The sequence below is a fragment of the Entomomonas asaccharolytica genome, assembly GCF_016653615.1.
GTDB classification, from domain to species: Bacteria; Pseudomonadota; Gammaproteobacteria; order Pseudomonadales; family Pseudomonadaceae; genus Entomomonas; species Entomomonas asaccharolytica.
Map to the genome: position 1 here is coordinate 560,399 of NZ_CP067393.1, position 18,035 is coordinate 578,433.

General features: G+C 36.2%; 17 protein-coding genes. 12 read left to right on the forward strand and 5 right to left on the reverse strand.

Annotation, left to right across the window (positions count from 1 at the left end; all coding sequences use genetic code 11):
• Positions 1–38 precede the first annotated feature (38 nt).
• The 3 genes from JHT90_RS02490 to JHT90_RS02500 all read left to right on the forward strand — a co-directional run bounded on the left by JHT90_RS02490 (position 39) and on the right by JHT90_RS02500 (position 3,065).
• Positions 39–1,214 (forward strand): FAD-dependent oxidoreductase, encoded by a 1,176-nt coding sequence (locus JHT90_RS02490; protein WP_201093689.1) that lies wholly within the window; start codon positions 39–41, stop codon positions 1,212–1,214.
• The gene (locus JHT90_RS02495) at positions 1,205–2,011 is read left to right on the forward strand and encodes an aldo/keto reductase (protein WP_201095733.1); all 807 of its coding nucleotides are present in this window, start codon (positions 1,205–1,207) and stop codon (positions 2,009–2,011) included. Before JHT90_RS02490 ends, JHT90_RS02495 begins: the two co-directional genes overlap by 10 nt.
• A gap of 97 nt (positions 2,012–2,108) precedes the next feature.
• Complete coding sequence (locus JHT90_RS02500) at positions 2,109–3,065, forward strand: PDR/VanB family oxidoreductase (RefSeq protein WP_201093691.1); 957 nt, start codon at positions 2,109–2,111, stop codon at positions 3,063–3,065.
• Between the two features lie 131 nt (positions 3,066–3,196).
• On the opposite strand, the gene JHT90_RS02505 is transcribed toward JHT90_RS02500, so the two are convergent.
• From JHT90_RS02505 to JHT90_RS02515, 3 genes are all read right to left on the reverse strand, one after another.
• On the reverse strand, positions 3,197–4,105 hold the full coding sequence (locus JHT90_RS02505) for a hypothetical protein (RefSeq protein ID WP_201093692.1): 909 nt from the start codon (positions 4,103–4,105) through the stop codon (positions 3,197–3,199).
• A gap of 39 nt (positions 4,106–4,144) precedes the next feature.
• Positions 4,145–5,080 carry a phenylacetic acid degradation operon negative regulatory protein PaaX gene (paaX, locus tag JHT90_RS02510; protein WP_201093701.1) on the reverse strand — a complete coding sequence of 312 codons (936 nt, stop codon included), beginning with the start codon at positions 5,078–5,080 and terminating at the stop codon, positions 4,145–4,147.
• 64 nt (positions 5,081–5,144) lie between these two features.
• On the reverse strand, positions 5,145–5,741 hold the full coding sequence (locus tag JHT90_RS02515; protein WP_201093703.1) for a phenylacetic acid degradation protein PaaY: 597 nt from the start codon (positions 5,739–5,741) through the stop codon (positions 5,145–5,147).
• 360 nt (positions 5,742–6,101) lie between these two features.
• Between JHT90_RS02515 and paaG the strand changes: the two genes are divergently transcribed.
• From paaG to paaZ, 8 genes are all read left to right on the forward strand, one after another.
• On the forward strand, positions 6,102–6,893 hold the full coding sequence (gene paaG / locus JHT90_RS02520) for a 2-(1,2-epoxy-1,2-dihydrophenyl)acetyl-CoA isomerase PaaG (protein ID WP_201093706.1): 792 nt from the start codon (positions 6,102–6,104) through the stop codon (positions 6,891–6,893).
• A 146-nt stretch (positions 6,894–7,039) separates the two neighbouring features.
• The gene (gene paaK, locus JHT90_RS02525) at positions 7,040–8,341 is read left to right on the forward strand and encodes a phenylacetate--CoA ligase PaaK (protein ID WP_201093709.1); all 1,302 of its coding nucleotides are present in this window, start codon (positions 7,040–7,042) and stop codon (positions 8,339–8,341) included.
• A 94-nt stretch (positions 8,342–8,435) separates the two neighbouring features.
• Positions 8,436–9,434 carry a 1,2-phenylacetyl-CoA epoxidase subunit PaaA gene (gene paaA, locus JHT90_RS02530; protein WP_201093710.1) on the forward strand — a complete coding sequence of 333 codons (999 nt, stop codon included), beginning with the start codon at positions 8,436–8,438 and terminating at the stop codon, positions 9,432–9,434.
• 14 nt (positions 9,435–9,448) lie between these two features.
• Positions 9,449–9,730 (forward strand): 1,2-phenylacetyl-CoA epoxidase subunit PaaB, encoded by a 282-nt coding sequence (gene paaB / locus JHT90_RS02535; protein WP_201093711.1) that lies wholly within the window; start codon positions 9,449–9,451, stop codon positions 9,728–9,730.
• Between the two features lie 7 nt (positions 9,731–9,737).
• Positions 9,738–10,496 (forward strand): 1,2-phenylacetyl-CoA epoxidase subunit PaaC, encoded by a 759-nt coding sequence (gene paaC / locus JHT90_RS02540; RefSeq protein WP_201093720.1) that lies wholly within the window; start codon positions 9,738–9,740, stop codon positions 10,494–10,496.
• Positions 10,483–11,016 (forward strand): 1,2-phenylacetyl-CoA epoxidase subunit PaaD, encoded by a 534-nt coding sequence (gene paaD, locus JHT90_RS02545; protein WP_201093724.1) that lies wholly within the window; start codon positions 10,483–10,485, stop codon positions 11,014–11,016. The genes paaC and paaD overlap by 14 nt, the downstream gene beginning before the upstream one ends.
• Before the next feature lie 25 nt (positions 11,017–11,041).
• Positions 11,042–12,118 (forward strand): 1,2-phenylacetyl-CoA epoxidase subunit PaaE, encoded by a 1,077-nt coding sequence (paaE, locus tag JHT90_RS02550; RefSeq protein ID WP_201093732.1) that lies wholly within the window; start codon positions 11,042–11,044, stop codon positions 12,116–12,118.
• 193 nt (positions 12,119–12,311) lie between these two features.
• Positions 12,312–14,357 carry a phenylacetic acid degradation bifunctional protein PaaZ gene (gene paaZ / locus JHT90_RS02555; protein WP_201093740.1) on the forward strand — a complete coding sequence of 682 codons (2,046 nt, stop codon included), beginning with the start codon at positions 12,312–12,314 and terminating at the stop codon, positions 14,355–14,357.
• A gap of 123 nt (positions 14,358–14,480) precedes the next feature.
• On the opposite strand, the gene JHT90_RS02560 is transcribed toward paaZ, so the two are convergent.
• Together JHT90_RS02560 and JHT90_RS02565 are read right to left on the reverse strand one after the other, a co-directional pair.
• Positions 14,481–15,836, reverse strand: a complete 1,356-nt coding sequence (locus tag JHT90_RS02560; protein ID WP_236254019.1) for an OprD family porin — start codon at positions 15,834–15,836, stop codon at positions 14,481–14,483.
• Between the two features lie 55 nt (positions 15,837–15,891).
• Positions 15,892–16,257, reverse strand: a complete 366-nt coding sequence (locus tag JHT90_RS02565; protein ID WP_201093742.1) for a hypothetical protein — start codon at positions 16,255–16,257, stop codon at positions 15,892–15,894.
• A 284-nt stretch (positions 16,258–16,541) separates the two neighbouring features.
• Here JHT90_RS02565 and JHT90_RS02570 point away from each other — a divergent pair, with 284 nt between their 5' ends.
• Complete coding sequence (locus tag JHT90_RS02570; RefSeq protein ID WP_201095738.1) at positions 16,542–17,996, forward strand: SLC13 family permease; 1,455 nt, start codon at positions 16,542–16,544, stop codon at positions 17,994–17,996.
• Positions 17,997–18,035: the final 39 nt, after the last annotated feature.

Here is an 18,035-nt window from a genome sequence, read left to right on the forward strand (position 1 = left end):
TTGTTTATATTGTACCCATTATTTTCTAAGGTCATTATATGTCTCAACAAATAGTTACTGATATTGTTATTATAGGTGGTGGAATTGCTGGCTTATGGCTTAATGCACGACTTCATCAATTAGGTTATAGTGCTTTGGTAATTGAGAATAATACGTTAGGCGGTGGGCAATCGGTAAAGTCACAAGGTATTATTCATGGAGGCACTAAGTATGCACTAAATGGTGCATTAACAGGTGCTTCTGAAGCAATATCAGGTATGCCGAAGCGTTGGCGAGACTGTTTGGTAGGAAAGGGTGAACTAGATTTAACAGGTGTTAATATTCTGAGCCATTACCATTATTTATGGTCACCAGGCAGTATTGCAGGTAATTTAATGAGTTTCTTTGCGAGTAAAGCTTTAAGAACTCGTGTAAAACAAGTAAAAAATAATGAATTACCAATAGCCTTGCAAGATAAACAGTTTATGGGTAAAGCCTATCAGTTAGACGAGTTAGTGTTAGATGTTCCTACGTTGATTAGTAGATTGGTGGAGTTGTCAGAAAACCGTGTTTTGGCTGCAAAGTCAGTATCAGCTATTAGTGTAACTAAAGATAAAACAGTTATAAAAGCAGATGATTTTACTATAGAAACACAAGTTTTAGTTTTATCAGCAGGTGAAGGTAATGAAGAACTGATAAAAAGTTTTAATCTTACTAAACCAGCAATGCAACTTAGACCGTTGCATATGGTGATGGTTAAATCACCCAATATTAAGCCGTTGTATGCGCATTGTTTAGGGGCTGGGGTAAAACCTAGATTAACGGTTACAACTCACTATCACCAAGATAGTACGCCTGTTTGGTATTTAGGGGCAGAGCTATCTGAAGCAAGTGGTGTTGCAAGAAGTGAAAGTGAACAAATTGAATTTGCAAAATCAGAAGTAGCGAAGCTTATTCCGTGGATTGATTTATCAAATGCTGAGTGGGCAACACTAAGGGTTAATCGTGCTGAGCCTGCACAAAATAGTTTGATGCGTCCTGATAATGCATTTATAGCAGAACAATTACCTATTATTGTAGGTTGGCCCACAAAATTAGCGTTAGCGCCTGATTTTGCGGATCAATGCATTCACAGTTTACAAAAAAATAATATAAAACCACTTTATCAGCAATCATTGCCTGAACTGCATAAACCTTGTATTGCAAAAAGAGTGTGGGATGAATTATTGCCATGAAAACGTTACACGAGCTACACAGACCTTTAGGTAGTACAGGTATTAAAGTTTCACCAATAGGTTTAGGAACAGTTAAGATTGGTCGTGATCAAGGGGTTAAATATCCAACGCAATTCACTATCCCTAATGATGATGAAGTTAAAAAATTATTAAGAACAGCCCGTGAGTTAGGTATCAATACCTTAGATACAGCTCCAGCCTATGGTAATAGTGAGCAGCGTTTAGGTGAATTATTAACTGATCGTGAGCAATGGATCATCGTGAGCAAAGCGGGTGAAGAATTTATAAATGGCAGCTCTTCTTTTGATTTTAGTGTGGCTCATATTATTTCCTCTATTGAACGCAGTCTTAAACGTTTGCAAACAGATTATATTGATGTATTGTTAATTCATTCCGATGGTAATGATTTATCAATTGTAAATAATCTAGAGTTGTGGGACACTCTAAAAGAGCTAAAACAACGAGGCCTTATTCGTAGTTTTGGTTTGTCAGGGAAGACCGTTGAAGGTGGGATTAAAGCATTGCAGCACAGTGATTGTGCAATGGTAACTTTTAATTTAAAGGAACAGTCTGAGAAAGCAGTTTTGGACTATGCAGCAGAAAATAATAAAGGTATATTTATCAAGAAAGCGTTAGCTAGTGGTCATGTATGTGCTAATACTGATAAATCTCCTGTCGAAGCTAGTTTTGATTTAGTTTTTTCGCAACCAGCAGTTTCATCAGCGATTGTTGGTACAATTAACCTTCATCATTTAAAACAAAATGTAGATGTAGCAATTGCTTGTTTAATTAAGTAGTTATGGCTTATAGCTAAGAATGTAAAAGAATAAACCGATTTAATACGTTTATTAGTAATTAAATATAAAAAAATATTACTGAAAGGGCGGATTGAGCATGACAAAGCAAAAAGCATTTGTATCTGATTTACAAAAAGAAGCAGAAGGTATCTTAGGAATAAAACTAAGACCCATCAAGGGTACCTATTTAGCACCATTTACACCTGGAGCACATATCGATCTGTACTTGCCTAATCAATTAGTACGAAGTTATGCACTGGTTAATTCACCAGATGAACGAGATCACTATAGGCTTGCTGTATTATATGATCGGTATAGTCGTGGTGGTTCTGCTTATATACATCAGTTGATGCATATTGATGAGCAAATAGATATTTCTTTGCCTAGAAATAATTTCCCTTTAAATGAGCAAGCAGAGCATACCGTGTTAATTGCAGGGGGTATTGGTATTCCTCCTATTTTTTGTATGTTAAATAGACTTTTGAAATTAGGTCGTTCAGTTGAATTAGTTTATTGTACAAGATCACGCGCCGAAACAGCTTTTCTTGATGAGTTGGAAAAGTTAAATGTCAAAATCACTTGGCATTTTGATGATGAAATGCAAAGTTATCCTGATTTTGAGAAGTATTTAGTTGGGCATTCAAAAGATACCCATTTTTACTGTTGTGGGCCTGTTTCAATGCAAAGAGCATTTGATCAAGTTTGTAAAAAATTTGGTTATATGCATCTGCATAATGAATTATTTACTGCAGGTGATTTAGTGGTAGGAGACAGCAAGAAGATACCCCATAGTTATCAAGTTTATTTAGCAAAATCCAATAAAACATTTGAAGTAATGGTAGGTAAATCCTTATTAGATACATTTTTAGAGAATGGTATAGAGTTAGATTATGTGTGTCGAGGAGGTGTCTGTGGTAGCTGTAAAACCACAGTGTTGGAAGGCATTCCTGATCATCACGATGGGGTCTTGAGTGATGAAGAAAAACAGGCAAATAATGTCATGATGATCTGTGTGTCTGGTTGTAAAAGCGGTAAGTTAGTGCTTGATTTGTAAGCTAGCTAATTTATATATAGTTTCAATAAGGCTTAATTTAAAAAAGTTAAGCATATTAGTAGTTAAAATTTTCATTTAATCTACTAATATGTTTTGCTCATCTGTAATAACTTGAATAGTTTTTTGGTAAGTTAGATTTTAATCTCGCCCACTTTCTTAGTATTAGTGCAGTGTAGTAATAAATCTCCAGGGAAAACATACATACTCAGTTGGTTTTCAAATGTTTTCATTGCCTCTAGAACATTATCTGTTTCGGTATGTGCTAGTGAAAATGAGGCAATAGCATCTGTTAGCTGATTATTAATAGAGGTAGAAGTAGTTGAATCTTCTCCTGTATTTGCCAATTCTTGTTCATTAAATTCTAAGGCCTCTTTTAACTCTTTACATAAGGTCTCGGCATCCTCTTTTATGGTTGTAGCGATTGCATTATTGGTATCAAAAATATAATCACTAGTTACTTCTAGCTGTTTAATAGCTTGTTCTAACAGAGAGGATGAGTCATTTGCTTGTAATACACTATTCTTAAATTTTAATTGATAGTTAGCACCTGCATCAGCAAAACACTGTGCTACAAACTGAGAACAAACCATTGGCGTTTTGCCTGGTGTTTTATGCTCATGTATATAGTTCGTAATAGAAGCGGTGAGTTTTTTTAAGATGCGTATAACGACTTTTTGAGCTCTAGTATTAAGGGATACTTTTTTATAAATAAGTAATAAACCTACTATATAAAGTCCATATTTGTCATAGGGTTCTGCATTGTTTAAATAGTTTGTCGCTTTATCAATAACAGGTTGCAGGGGAAGATTTGTATCTAGGCGTTGTACATAAATAATGCGTTCTTTAAAACGTTTTGCTGCGTCATTAATAGCAACTTGTGGCGGTGTTTCTTCAATAATTGATTGGTTGTTAGCGTTATAGTACATAGCTGCGTGGCTAACTGGAGCATTAGTAAGAAATGTAATGGCCCAAGAGATAAAGCTACCTTTTTCAGCAGAGAATAATAAAATATCTCCTTCTTTTAAATCATTGATTTGCATAATGTTGTCCCTCTTTTGTTTATGAAAGTTAAGTTGTCTTTATTCTTTAGATATATCGATACCTCCAAAACGCTGATAGAAACTCCTATTTGCTTCTGCAAGTAATCCATCTGCATTTTCTAGATTTTGATGAATCCATTTCTCTGTTGAAGAGGATATTAGGCGATAGATATTTCGACATAATTGTCTAGCGGCTCTCCCTTCCCAATCAGTTGGTAGTAGTTCATCAGGTAGTTGTGGATCACGTAGCTGTAATTTTCGATACTCATGAATAAGCAGTAATCTTATTAAAAAAGCATCAATAGGTTTTATGGTTTTTGCTAGTGTTAATTCTTGCAAGAGAGGGCGAAATGATTGTACAAAAGTTTGATATCCTTGTTTTAGCAAATCAATATCCCAACTATCAGTAACTTGTTGTGTTAATGCTTTAGAGGCTAATATTTCTTGCTGTGTCGTAAAGAAAATAATGCAATCGTCAAGAACTTCTAACTCTTGTAAGGTAGCAAAAATATCAGTGCGATCATATTGTGGGCTACCCATGGTATTAGGTGCTAATAATGCGAAACCTAACCATTCTAGTTTTTCACGAACTATTTTTCGTCGTTCTACAGGTAGTTGCGAGGATATTATTATACACCATGTGCCATCCCATGAAGGTGGATTGCTTGAGTAGACACGTTTAAAGGCTTTTTCAAAACAACTACGCCCATAATTTGTCAACGTATAATAGCTTTTTCTGCCTATCTTAACATTTGTTAGCCAATTATCTTGGGTAAGCCGAAAAATTGAAGTCCTTACTAAACGCTCACTGATACCTAAAGGCTGTAATGCCTGAATTAAACTACCTAACCATATACTACCACCATGGGGTTCAATCACATCTCCAAACAACGTAATAATAAGTGAACTAGCTCTTACTGTAGTTTGTTGTTGGTAATTTTCAATAAGTTGGTCAAGTGTCGTAAGTGATTTCATAAATAATAGTATAAGTGATTGTGAAATAAGTAACTTGCAAGCTAATGACTATATCAGTTTTTATTTACGAAAGAAATTTAGGCTTTAATAATGGGTCTTCAGCCGTTAAAGGTCTGTTTTCTTCTATTGCAGATAAGGGTTCACAAATTTCTATATTTGTTAAGCAACGTTTAGCTAATTCTTGATATTCCTTAGTACCCCGTTGCTTCCATGTTATTTCTTGATCAGTTAGTTTTCGCTTGACCTTAGCGGGAGTGCCCATGATCATTGACTTTTCTTGACAACTAAAACCCGCTTTAACAAAAGAGGTAGCCGCAATAATGCAATGTGCGGCAATGTGTGCACCATCCATAACAACGGCATTCATACCTACTAAGCAATCTTCTTCAAGAATACAACCATGTAGTATGGCACCGTGACCAATATGGCCATTTTTGCCAACAATAGTTTCTGAACCTGGAAAACCATGCATCACGCAAGTATCTTGAAAGTTACTACCTTCCTGTACAATAAGACGACCAAAATCACCCCGCAAACAAGCAAGAGGGCCTATATAGCACCCTGCTTCAATAATAACATCACCAATCAATACAGCTGTTGGATGAACATAAGCTGTTGGATGTATTACAGGAATAAGGTTTTGATAACGATAACAAGTCATAATATATTCTTATTTTAAATTATTAATGAGAAAAATATATAATATATGATATTTATAAAAAAATAATATAAAAATTATGTAATGTATTTTATTTTCATTAATGACTTTATTTTAAAAGCTATAATTCCTATAAATACACTATCTTAAGTGGTTTGTATATACTACTTTTTTAGTATAAACATATTTTTAAAATAGGAATACAATACATTTTTGATGACTAATATCAATATTTTGTATCTAATTAGATAATCTTGATTGATGAATTTATATAAATAATAAAACAGCTGGTATAAACTGTAATCCGTTAACAGCAATTAGTATTAAAATAATAAAAAATTTATTGATAAGAGGGTGATCAAAATGTCTTTTGAACATATTATTTTTAGTCTTGAAAATGGCATTGCAAAGCTAACATTAAATCGTCCAAAGCAATTGAATAGTTTTAATGAAGCTATGCATAAGGAAGTTAAACAGGTTCTAGATAGTTTGCAATGTAATGATAAAGTAAGAGTATTGGTATTGACGGGCGCTGGACGGGGCTTTTGTGCTGGTCAGGATTTAAGTGATCGTAACGCTAAAGCAAGTTCAGAGGCGCCAGATTTAGGTTATTCAATAGAGCAATTTTACAATCCGTTAGTTTTACAGTTACAAGATTTACCCATACCAACTATTTGTGCTGTTAATGGTGTGGCAGCAGGAGCTGGCGCTAATATTCCATTAGCTTGTGATATTGTGATTGCTGCAAGGTCAGCAAGTTTTATTCAAGCTTTTGCAAAAATAGGATTAGTTCCTGATTCTGGTGGTACATGGATATTGCCTCGCTTAGTTGGTTTGGCAAGAGCAAAAGCATTAACTTTATTAGGTAATAAGCTAACAGCCGAGCAGGCTGCAGATTGGGGATTGATTTGGCAATGCGTTGATGATGATAAATTGCTTGAAGAAACAGATAAATTAGCCAATCATTTTGCTACTCAGCCTACCTATGGCCTAGCTTTAACAAAACAAGCGTTAAATGTAAGTTTCGATAATACATTAGAACAACAACTTAATATTGAGCGTGATTTACAACGTTTAGCAGGACGTAGCGAAGATTATAAAGAAGGCGTTGCAGCGTTTATAGAAAAACGTACGCCGTCATTTAAAGGCAAGTAATTGTTAGGGATAAGGGGTTTTTATGAATTAATAAAGCTGTAATTAATAAGCTATTACTTTTTAAATAAATAGTAAGAATAACAATAATAAATGTAAAAACTAAATTAGTTTCACTGTAAAACAAGTACAAAAGAGAGTGTGTAATTATGCAAAAAGTACCATTAGACCCTATTGAAACAGCTAGTATTGACGAATTACGGGGTTTACAAATTAAGCGTTTAAAGCAGAGCGTTAAATACGCTTATGATAATGTTCCGTTTTATCGTCAAAAATTTGGAGAGCTGGGTGTTCATCCTGATGAATTAAATTCTTTAGAGGATTTAAGTAAATTTCCTTTTACAGTGAAAACTGATTTACGTGATAACTATCCCTATAGCATGTTTGCAGTGCCAATGGACAAAATTGTTCGTTTACATGCTTCTAGTGGCACTACAGGTAAGCCAACGGTAGTAGGTTATACGCAAAATGATATTGATGCTTGGGCTAATGTAGTAGCCCGCTCTATTCGTGCGGCAGGGGGCAAACCAGGCGATAAAGTACAAGTTTCCTACGGCTATGGCTTGTTTACAGGTGGTTTAGGCGTTCACTACGGTGCAGAGCGTTTAGGCTGTGCGGTTATTCCCATGTCTGGTGGTCAAACGGAGAAACAGGTGCAACTTATTCTCGATTTAAAACCAGATATTATTATGGTGACGCCTTCCTATATGCTCAATATTGCAGATGAGTTAGAGAAGCAAGGTATATCGGCAGATGAGATTAATTTACGGGTTGGAATTTTTGGTGCTGAACCTTGGACAGGTGATTTACGTCGCGCCATTGAAAAGCGTCTTGGTATTAATGCCTTAGATATTTATGGTTTGTCAGAGATGATGGGGCCAGGCGTGGCTATGGAATGTATTGAGACAAAAGATGGACCAACGATTTGGGAGGATTATTATTATCCTGAAATTATTGATCCTGTCACTTTAGAAGTATTACCCGATGGTGAAATAGGGGAGTTAGTTTTAACAGGTTTGCAAAAAGAAGCATTGCCTATTATTCGTTATCGTACCCGTGATATAACGCGGTTGTTACCAGGTACAGCTCGACCCATGCGTCGATTAGAACGAATCACAGCACGAAGTGATGACATGATGATTATCCGTGGTATTAATGTTTATCCAACGCAAATTGAGGAATTGGTATTAAAAATTCCGCAACTTTCTGAAACCCATGAAATCCATTTAACCCGTAAAGGTAATTTAGATAGCTTAAGCCTGCATGTGGAGTTTAAACCTGATTATCAAGGTTTATCTGATGAGGTTAAAAACAGAGCACTTAGAGAGCTTGCTAAACACATTAAAAATTATATAGGTATTAATGCAGAGATTGTGGTAAGGCCTTGTTATAGCATAAAACGTTCAGAAGGGAAGGCTGCTAAGGTATTTGACCAGCGAAAAGCATCTTAAATTTAAAAAAACCTTAATATGATACTTTTTTAGAATTTTAATTAAAAATAATGTATCATATTAAGGTAAACAAAAATAACAAAGGAGACATCCCATGTATGCACAATTAGTTGATACTGGTGTAAGCAATGTTAAAACTTTTGAAGAAATGTCTGACGAAGAAAAAGCTTTTCAATTGCGTATAGACGAAGAGATTAAAATTGAGCCAAAAAATTGGATGCCTGAGGCTTATAGAAAAACACTGATACGTCAGATATCTCAGCATGCTCATTCAGAAGTAGTGGGTATGTTGCCAGAGGGAAATTGGGTGACACGAGCCCCTTCTTTTAAGCGTAAATTACAGCTAATGGCAAAAATTCAAGATGAATCTGGACATGGCTTATATCTATATAGTGCTATGGAAACCTTAGGTGCAGACCGTGATGAAGAGGTGGCAAAGCTCCATGCAGGTAAAGCTAAGTATTCCAGTATTTTTAATTATCCTACTTTGAATTGGGCAGATGTAGGGGCTATTGGTTGGTTAGTTGATGGAGCAGCTATTGTTAACCAAGTGGCTTTACAGCGTACTTCTTACGCTCCTTATTCAAGAGCAATGATCCGCATCTGTAAAGAGGAGAGCTTTCACCAACGTCAAGGTTATGAAATTTTATTAATCATGATGCAACAAGGTAATGCTGCTCAAAAAGAAATGGTGCAGGATGCTATTAATCGTCTTTGGTGGCCATCATTAATGATGTTTGGCCCTAGCGATCATGATTCGCCTAATAGTGCTCAGTCGATGGCATGGAAAATTAAACGTAAAAGTAACGATGACTTACGCCAACAATTTATTGATCAAACAGTACCTCAATTAGAGTTTTTAGGTTGTACTGCGCCTGATCCAGCATTGAAATGGAATGAACAACGTGGCCATTATGATTTTGGTGAGATCAAATGGGATGAATTTTATGAAGTGATTAAAGGCAATGGCCCTTGTAATCATGAGCGTATTGCAACAAGACGTAAAGCTATTGATGATGGCGCGTGGGTTCGTGAAGCCGCAGTCGCTTATGCAGCAAAACAAAATATGAAAAATAAAAATCAAGTTGCTTAATGAGGAGAATAATAATGTCTGAGTGGACTTTATATGAAGTATTTGTGCGTAGCAAACATGGTCTTAATCATAAACATGTAGGTAGTATTCATGCCGCTGATGGGCGCATGGCGATTGAAAGCGCACGTGATTTATATACACGTCGGAATGAGGGCGTAAGTATTTGGGTTGTTCCATCTACAGATATCACTGCTTCTTCTCCTGATGAAAAAGAAGCCTTATTTGATCCATCAGAAGATAAGGTGTATCGCCATGCTAGCTTTTACGAGCTACCTAAAGAAGTTGGGCAAATGTGAGGTGGCTATGTCAAAAGATAGTTTAGTGAATTATTTATTACACTTAGGTGATAGTGCATTAATTACAGGACAACGGCTTTGTGAGTTATGCGGCAGAGCACCAGCCTTAGAAGAAGAAATTGCATTAATGAACATTGGTTTAGACTTGGTAGGTCAAGCAAGAAACTGGATGGATTATGCCGCTGAAGTTGTGAATGATGGACGTAGTGCAGATGACTTAGCTTTTAGACGTGATGAACGTGCTTATCGTAATTTATTATTAGTAGAACAGCATAATGGTGATTATGCAGTTACTACCTGTAAATTATTTTTCTACGATGTGTGGCACTATCATACTTTGCAAAGTTTAACTAACAGCAACGATAAAAGAATCGTAGCTATTGCAGCCAAGGCGTTAAAAGAAGTTAGTTATCACTTACGTCGCTCTAGTGAATGGGTAAAACGTTTTGCGGATGGTACAGAGGAAAGTAGAAAACGTCTGTTAGTAGCTATTAATGACTTATGGCGCTTTACTTATGAATTAGAGCATCCAAATGAAACAGCCAAACAACTATATGCAGAAGGGGTTATAACAGATCCTCAGCAAGTGGCTAACAATTGGCGTAAAACTGTGACAGAAGTATTCACCAGTGTTGATATTAAAACACCAGAACCAGCTAAATATATGTATTTGGATGGTAGTGAAGGAATGCACACAGAGTTATTAGGTATTATCCTAGCAGAAATGCAGTTTTTACCAAGAGCTTACCCAGATGCAGTTTGGTAATTTGATTGCAGGTGATGCTGGAGCCCGTATGGGAACTTCAGCAGATATCGAGCGTGCGTGGAAGATATTAGAGCAGGTGATGGATCCAGAAGTGCCTGTCGTAAGTGTGGTTGATCTAGGCATTATTCGTCATATTGATTGGCAACAAGGGCATCTATCGGTGGGAGTAACGCCTACTTATTCTGGTTGTCCTGCTACTGATTTTATCGAAGAAGAAATTAAACTGGCGTTAGAAAAGGCAGGATTTATTAAACCCAAATTAGAACGTCAATTAAGCCCTGCATGGACAACCTCTTGGATTACTACAAGGGGCCGTGAAAAACTAGAGGCCTTCGGTATTGCACCACCTGTAGACAGTCCTAATAAAGGAACGCTTTCTCATAATGAACCAACAGTTCGATGTCCACAGTGTGCTAGTACTCATACTGAGGTAATTAGTCAGTTTGGATCTACTGCATGTAAAGCACTCTATCGTTGTCATGCATGTGCTGAACCCTTTGATTATTTTAAGTGCATATAATGAAAAGAATAAACGGAGAATAATAATGAAAAAAAAGTTTCATCAATTAACGGTCACCGATGTGCGTCCAGAAACACGTGACACAGTATCCATTGCTTTTGATGTACCCGAAGATTTAATAGATGATTTTCTTTTTAACCCAGGGCAATACCTTGTGTTAAAAAAAGATATTCATGGCGAAGATGTAAGACGTTCTTATTCCATTTGTAGTGGTCTTTACGATAATGAATTACGGGTAGCTGTTAAAAAAGTAACCGATGGTTTATTTTCTACTTATGCTAATGAACAATTAAAGATTGGCGAAGTTTTAGAAGTTATGCCACCTGATGGTAATTTTTATATTGAGTTAGATGCCAATCGTACTGCTAATTATTTGGCAATAGCCGCAGGTAGTGGTATTACACCCATTTTATCGATTATTAAATCTACCTTAGAGGCAGAGCCAAACAGTACTTTTACCTTAGTGTATGGTAATCGTTCTACGCCTAATACTATTTTTAGAGAGCAGTTAGAGGATTTAAAAAATACTTACCTAGAGCGCTTAAATCTTATCTTTATCTTTAGTCGAGAGCCTCAAGATATTGATCTTTATAATGGCCATGTTGATTCTGAAAAATGTCGAATATTTTTCTCACGCTGGATTGATTTAGCCAATACCACAGCGGCGTTTATCTGTGGGCCACAGCAAATGACAGAGGTTGTTAAACAGCAATTACTTGACGGTGGTATGAGTAAAGAAAATATCCACTTTGAGTTATTTGCAACATCAGCACCCCAGCAAAATGTGAGAGAACGTTCTACAGTTAAGAGTGCTGATAGGCAAATGAGTCAGGTTACGGTAGTGGTTGATGGACGTAGTCAAACAATCGACTTGCCAAGAAATACGGAAAGTATTTTAGAAGCAGCAAATAAGCAAGGAGCTGATTTACCTTTTTCTTGCAAAGCAGGTGTTTGCTCAACTTGTAGGGCAAAAGTGGTTGCAGGTGAAGTAGAAATGGATAATAACTTTGCCTTAGAAGATTACGAAGTAGCGGCTGGTTATGTCCTATCCTGCCAGTGTTATCCACTGAGTGATAAAGTTGTTTTAGATTATGATCAATAAATTTTATTTTATTGCTATTAAAAATTAATTATAACGGTTTCTTAATACAACAATTAATAAACAAATTTTACAGTGACTAGATAATGGAGTGATATAAATCGCTCCATTTTAACTGCAATAAATATATCTAAAAACAATTTAAATAAACCTTAGCACCCTTGTTGTGAGTGTAGGTAATTCGGAGAGTTTGTTAATGTCTGTCATACAAAGTTTTATTGCTGGGCAATGGGTTGGGCAAAAAAAATCACAAGCATTGAGTAGTGCTATTAATGGTAAAGTTATTGCTTATACTCATGAGGAGCTGTTAGATTTTAATGAAGCGTTGGATTATGCTTATAAACATGGACAGTGTTCATTACGCAAATTTGACTTTCAACAGCGGGCTGCACAATTAAAAGCATTAGCTACTTATCTTAATGAGCATAAAGAAGAATTATATAAAGTCTCCTATCATACAGGGGCAACGCGTAATGATAGTTGGATTGATATTGAAGGTGGTATAGCTACTCTTTTTAGCTACGCAAGCATCGGGCGAAGAGAATTGCCATCAGGTAATTTAGTTCATGAAGGTCCTGTTATTCCATTAGGAAAAGAAAATCATTTTGCAGGCACACATATTCTAGTACCTCGTTCTGGTGTAGCTGTACATATTAATGCGTTTAATTTCCCTGTATGGGGCTTATTAGAAAAATTTGCTGCTAATTTTTTAGCAGGTATGCCCTGCATCGCTAAACCAGCTACTGCAACTTGTTATTTAACAGAGGCATTAGTTAAGTTAATAGATAAATCCGATTTTTTACCTGTTGGTAGCTTACAGTTGATTATAGGTTCTACAGGAGACTTGCTAGATAATTTAACTGAGCAAGATGTGGTAACTTTTACAGGTTCAGCGACAACAGCCAACAAGTTACGTAGTAATATCCATTTAATTAGTCGTTCAATTCCTTTTAATGCTGAGGCAGATTCATTGAATGCAGCGATTCTTGCTTCTGATATTACACCTAATGATGCTGAATTTGATATTTTTGTTAAAGAAGTAGTACGAGAAATGACAGTGAAAGCAGGGCAGAAATGCACTGCTATTCGTCGTATTATTGTACCTAAACAATATATCGATGAAGTAGCTAATAGGATTAAGGAAAGACTGGCTAAAATTAAAGTAGGTGATCCTGCAATAGAGGGAGTCAAAATGGGGCCTGTTGCTTCGTTAGAACAAAAACAGGATGTTGAGCAAAATATTGCTAAATTACTAAAAACAAGCGAATTAATTTATGGTGGAAATACAGATTTTTTACCTGTGGGTAATAATCTACAACAGGGTGCATTCTTGCAGCCTACTTTATTATTAAGTAAACAGTCTGCCGCTGATGCCAGTGTTCATTCAATAGAAGCATTTGGACCTGTTAGCTCTCTCATTCCCTACTCATGTGATATTGAAGAAGCGGTTACTATTGCTTCCTATGGCCGAGGAAGTTTAGTGAGTACGCTAACGACTAAAAAACCAGGACTTGCTGCTCAGGCAGTACCAACTGCTGCCCGATGGAATGGACGTATCCTAGTGTTGGATAAAGAGGCAGCATTAGAATCCACAGGGCATGGCTCCCCTTTACCTGTATTAAAACATGGTGGGCCTGGTCGTGCAGGTGGTGGAGAGGAGTTAGGTGGATTACGTGCAGTTAAACATTATTTGCAGCGCACCGCTATTCAAGGTTCGCCTACTATGTTAGCTGCTATTACCAAAGAGTATGTAAGAAATTCAGAGGTTATTGAAACACCTATACATCCTTTCCGTCATTATTTCGAAGATTTACAAATAGGTGAATCATTATTAACCCATCGTAGAACAGTGACAGAAGCTGACATTGTTAATTTTGGTTGTTTATCTGGCGATCATTTTTATATGCATTTTGATGAAATTGCAGCTAAAGATTCACAGTTTGGTAAGCGCATAGCCCACGGTTATTTTGTATTATCTGCGGCAGCTGGATTATTTGTATCAGCAGCTCCTGGCCCCGTATTAGCTAATTATGGCCTGGATAATTTACGTTTTGTTAATCCAGTAGGTATTGGCGATACCATTCAAGCACGTTTAACCTGTAAACGTAAAATAGATCAAGGTAAAACATCACCTGATGGGACAGGGCAGGGTGTGGTAGCTTGGGATGTACAGGTAACTAATCAACATGATGAGTTAGTCGCTAGCTATGATATTTTAACGCTAGTCAGTAAGAAAGAATAATGTAGAAAATACTCACTATCATATCAATTAGATACAGTAGTGAGAGTGGGGGTTAGTTAATAAATGAATAGATTTAACAAAGATGTGTGAGATAATTTTAGTTATCTCACACACTAAAAAGGTTTATAGAATGCTTAATGGGTATTGTACAGTTAAGCGTACTTCATTACGATCATCTAATGCTGATGAACGATAAGTGGCATGACGTACACGGAAGCTTAAATCTTTAGCAGGACCACTTTGTATGGTGTAACGTGCATCTAGATTATATTCCCATTCCTTACCTTTGCCGCTATGTCTGCCATTTGTCCATGAATGGGCAATGTGTCTACCATTAACATATTTGTTAGTAATGCTTAAGCCTGGAATACCATAATCATCAAATTTAATAGTATAGGCCGCTTGCCAAGATCTTTCTCCTTCATTATTGAAGTCAGATACTTGGATAGAGTTACCTAAGTAAATAGCATCTTTACCATCAATTCCATAAGGCATACCTCCTTTTCCTGAAGAGCTTTGGTAACCAACTAGGAAGGTATGGGCACTGATAGTATAAGCACCTGTTAATGACCATGTATCAGAGTCGATTTTATAGACATCTTTCATATCTCCTTGTGCTTTTACCCGATAGTAATCAAAGTTGAACTTAACATTTTGATTATCAGCTATAGGGATGTTATAGCCTACATTAGCGTATTGTTTTTTCCAAAAATCTTTAACATCAGAGGCAAAAACACTCGTGGATAAATCATTAGTGATTTGATATGTAGCACCACCAAAGTAGATTTGTTTTAGACCTTTACCATTGTGTTGCTTATAGCCTAAGATGCCATTACCTTGTGAGTCGTATCCGCTTTGGTTACGCGATGACAGCGCAGTAAAATGACCCAGTGTTAATTGAAGTTTTTTTATCTCATTACTTTCGATCAATAACCCAGTTGCAGACTCAGGTAATAAACGCCCATCATTGGTGTCAAACACAGGTGTGCTAACAAATTGTTCACCATACTTGAAAGTGGTGTTTGAAACTCTTGCCTTTGCTGCTACGCCTGCTCTACCAAAATCTTTTTCTGGTCTGCCATCGCTATCACGAGGGAATAAGTGGCTGCCTGCTCTGCCTTTGCCAGAATCGAGACGCCAAGCATACATACCAATCGCATCAACCCCAAATCCTACTGTACCTTCAGTAAACCCTGAATTATAAGTACTAATAAAACCTAGCCCCCATTCCTCTTGGTAACTTTGTGCTTTTCTAGCTCCATAGGCATTACGACTTGAGTTTCTATAATCACGGTTCATATAAAAACTGCGTGTTAATACATTTAGTTTACTACCTTCTATAAATCCTTTAGCTGATGCTTGAGCACTTTCATTAAAGATACTTTTTTCAGCATCATTATTGGTTTCAGCCGCACTTGCGATAGACATAAAAGATAATGCTGAAATAATAATGGCTATTTTAGTTGGCTTATTAATCATAAAAATCCCCTAATTGCTAATGTTTTAAAAAAGTAAGAATGTCAGACATTTATAGTTATGCCTTTTTTATTAAGATAAGATTGTTATAATCTGCTTTATTGAAAATTCTACTATCGGAAAACGGCAAATTTTTATCATTTTCTACAGTAATATGATTTAAATCAGAAATATTGATATTCTCTACAGTGAAGAACGCTAACTTGTATATCTCTTGATTGTTTAATAATTTGAAATAGGCTACTTGTCCATTATTTTTAATTTTGTTTTTATTTATCAATTGAGCAAAATAAGTTTGTTTCAATGCCACAGAATTAATATTGGCAAAATTATATTCTTTTGCAAATACTTTAGGACTGGTAATAAAAAAAATTAAAGCAAATATACAAAAACAAATACTGTAAGTATATTTGATTGAATTCATATAACACTCCAAAGTTGTTTGCTAACGATTCCAATATAATGACATATTTTTGTTACAAAATAATGACAGAGCTTAATATTCTTACTATTAAGTAAGTTACGAAAGGGTCATGGATACTGTTTGTGATTTTTATTTTACGCTCGAGGCTAAGGTATACTTGCTATATATCTATTTTTTTAAAATAAAATATTGACAGACTACAATTTTTAACATAAGTTCCATTTTGTATTAAAAATAAATTTTAAAAAAATATTTAGGCTGTTTAAAGGTAAATAATTATGACAATGCAAATACCTTCTGCAAGCCATATGAGTAATAGTGCGTGGGTTGGTTTTTTTCTAGGCCCCATATTATTGCTTATATGTGTTTTAACTCCACCTCCAGCGGGGATGACCGTGTCCGCTTGGATGACGGTGGGCTTAGTGTTGCTCATGGCTGTTTGGTGGGCAACGGAAGCTATTCCTATTCCAATCACTTCATTACTACCTATTATTCTAATCCCCTTATTAGGGATTGGTAATATTGGTGTTGCAACAGCACCTTATGCTGATCCAACAATTTATCTCTTTATGGGAGGCTTTGTTATTGGGTTAGCATTGGAGCGCTGGAATTTACATAAACGTATTGCATTGATTATATTACTGGCTGTAGGCAGTAATCCTCGTGCACAAGTTGCAGGTTTTATGATAGCTACTGCTTTTATTAGTATGTGGGTAAGTAATACAGCAACCGCTATTATGATGTTGCCCATAGGTTTATCTATTATTGGCATGCTAACACAAGATAGTGATGAAGAAGAGGGAAGGCGTTTTTCAGTGGCTTTGCTGTTAGGTATTGCGTATGCTGCTAGTATAGGTGGCGTCGCAACTTTAATTGGAACACCGCCTAATGCATTCTTAGCAGGTTATATGAGTCGTGAACATGGTGTTGATGTAGGCTTTGGAACTTGGATGTTACTTGGTTTGCCTGTTAGTATCGTGATGTTGATATTGGCTTGGTGGTGGTTAACACGTAAAACTTTCAAATTATCAACTAATGATTCATCAGAAGCACTACGTAAAGAATTACGAGATTTAGGTCCAATCACTAGGGCAGAAATACTAGTAGGGATAGTTTTCTTGTGTGCCTCAATGAGTTGGATATTCCGTGTTTATCTAGCTAAATTTATACCTGGATTAAATGATACAACAATTGCTATTGCAGCAGCAGTTGCATTATTTATTATTCCTGCCAACCTTAAAAAACATATATTTTTAATGGATTGGGATACTGCAAAAAGACTACCATGGGGTGTATTGCTGTTATTTGGGGGTGGCTTATCATTAGCCGCGGCTATTAAGTCTAGTGAATTAGCTACATGGATTGCTACCCATTTAGGAGCGAACCTTGTGGGAATGTCGATATTGGTTATGATGGTGATTGTTGTTACAGTTATTCTCTTTTTAACAGAAGTAACTTCTAATACTGCGACAGCAGCAACTTTTGTTCCTTTAATGGGCGCATTGGCGCTGGGACAAGATGCATCACCCATGTTATTAGCTATACCGACTGCAATTGCAGCGAGTTGTGCATTTATGATGCCTGTAGCTACACCACCAAATGCTATTGTATTTGGCACAGGTTCGATGAAAATAACTGATATGATGAAAGCAGGATTATTCTTGAATCTTGTAGGTGTTGTAGTAGTGACAGGTCTCTGTTATTTATTGATTGGTATGATTTGGAGTACTGTTGTTTAGCGTATCTTTTAATAAAAAAGGCATGGAGTTTCTATGCCT

Bases quoted from the DNA above. Each gene is read 5' to 3' on its own strand.
- JHT90_RS02515 (WP_201093703.1), bottom strand. From the start codon at position 5,741: ATGACTTGTTATCGTTATCAAAACCTTATTCCTGTAATACATCCAACA.
- JHT90_RS02570 (WP_201095738.1), top strand. From the start codon at position 16,542: ATGCAAATACCTTCTGCAAGCCATATGAGTAATAGTGCGTGGGTTGGT.
- paaD (WP_201093724.1), top strand. From the start codon at position 10,483: ATGCAGTTTGGTAATTTGATTGCAGGTGATGCTGGAGCCCGTATGGGA.
- paaZ (WP_201093740.1), top strand. From the start codon at position 12,312: ATGTCTGTCATACAAAGTTTTATTGCTGGGCAATGGGTTGGGCAAAAA.
- JHT90_RS02560 (WP_236254019.1), bottom strand. From the start codon at position 15,836: ATGATTAATAAGCCAACTAAAATAGCCATTATTATTTCAGCATTATCT.
- JHT90_RS02505 (WP_201093692.1), bottom strand. From the start codon at position 4,105: ATGCAAATCAATGATTTAAAAGAAGGAGATATTTTATTATTCTCTGCT.
- JHT90_RS02565 (WP_201093742.1), bottom strand. From the start codon at position 16,257: ATGAATTCAATCAAATATACTTACAGTATTTGTTTTTGTATATTTGCT.
- paaA (WP_201093710.1), top strand. From the start codon at position 8,436: ATGTATGCACAATTAGTTGATACTGGTGTAAGCAATGTTAAAACTTTT.
- paaB (WP_201093711.1), top strand. From the start codon at position 9,449: ATGTCTGAGTGGACTTTATATGAAGTATTTGTGCGTAGCAAACATGGT.
- paaC (WP_201093720.1), top strand. From the start codon at position 9,738: ATGTCAAAAGATAGTTTAGTGAATTATTTATTACACTTAGGTGATAGT.
- paaX (WP_201093701.1), bottom strand. From the start codon at position 5,080: ATGAAATCACTTACGACACTTGACCAACTTATTGAAAATTACCAACAA.
- paaE (WP_201093732.1), top strand. From the start codon at position 11,042: ATGAAAAAAAAGTTTCATCAATTAACGGTCACCGATGTGCGTCCAGAA.
- paaG (WP_201093706.1), top strand. From the start codon at position 6,102: ATGTCTTTTGAACATATTATTTTTAGTCTTGAAAATGGCATTGCAAAG.
- paaK (WP_201093709.1), top strand. From the start codon at position 7,040: ATGCAAAAAGTACCATTAGACCCTATTGAAACAGCTAGTATTGACGAA.
- JHT90_RS02500 (WP_201093691.1), top strand. From the start codon at position 2,109: ATGACAAAGCAAAAAGCATTTGTATCTGATTTACAAAAAGAAGCAGAA.
- JHT90_RS02490 (WP_201093689.1), top strand. From the start codon at position 39: ATGTCTCAACAAATAGTTACTGATATTGTTATTATAGGTGGTGGAATT.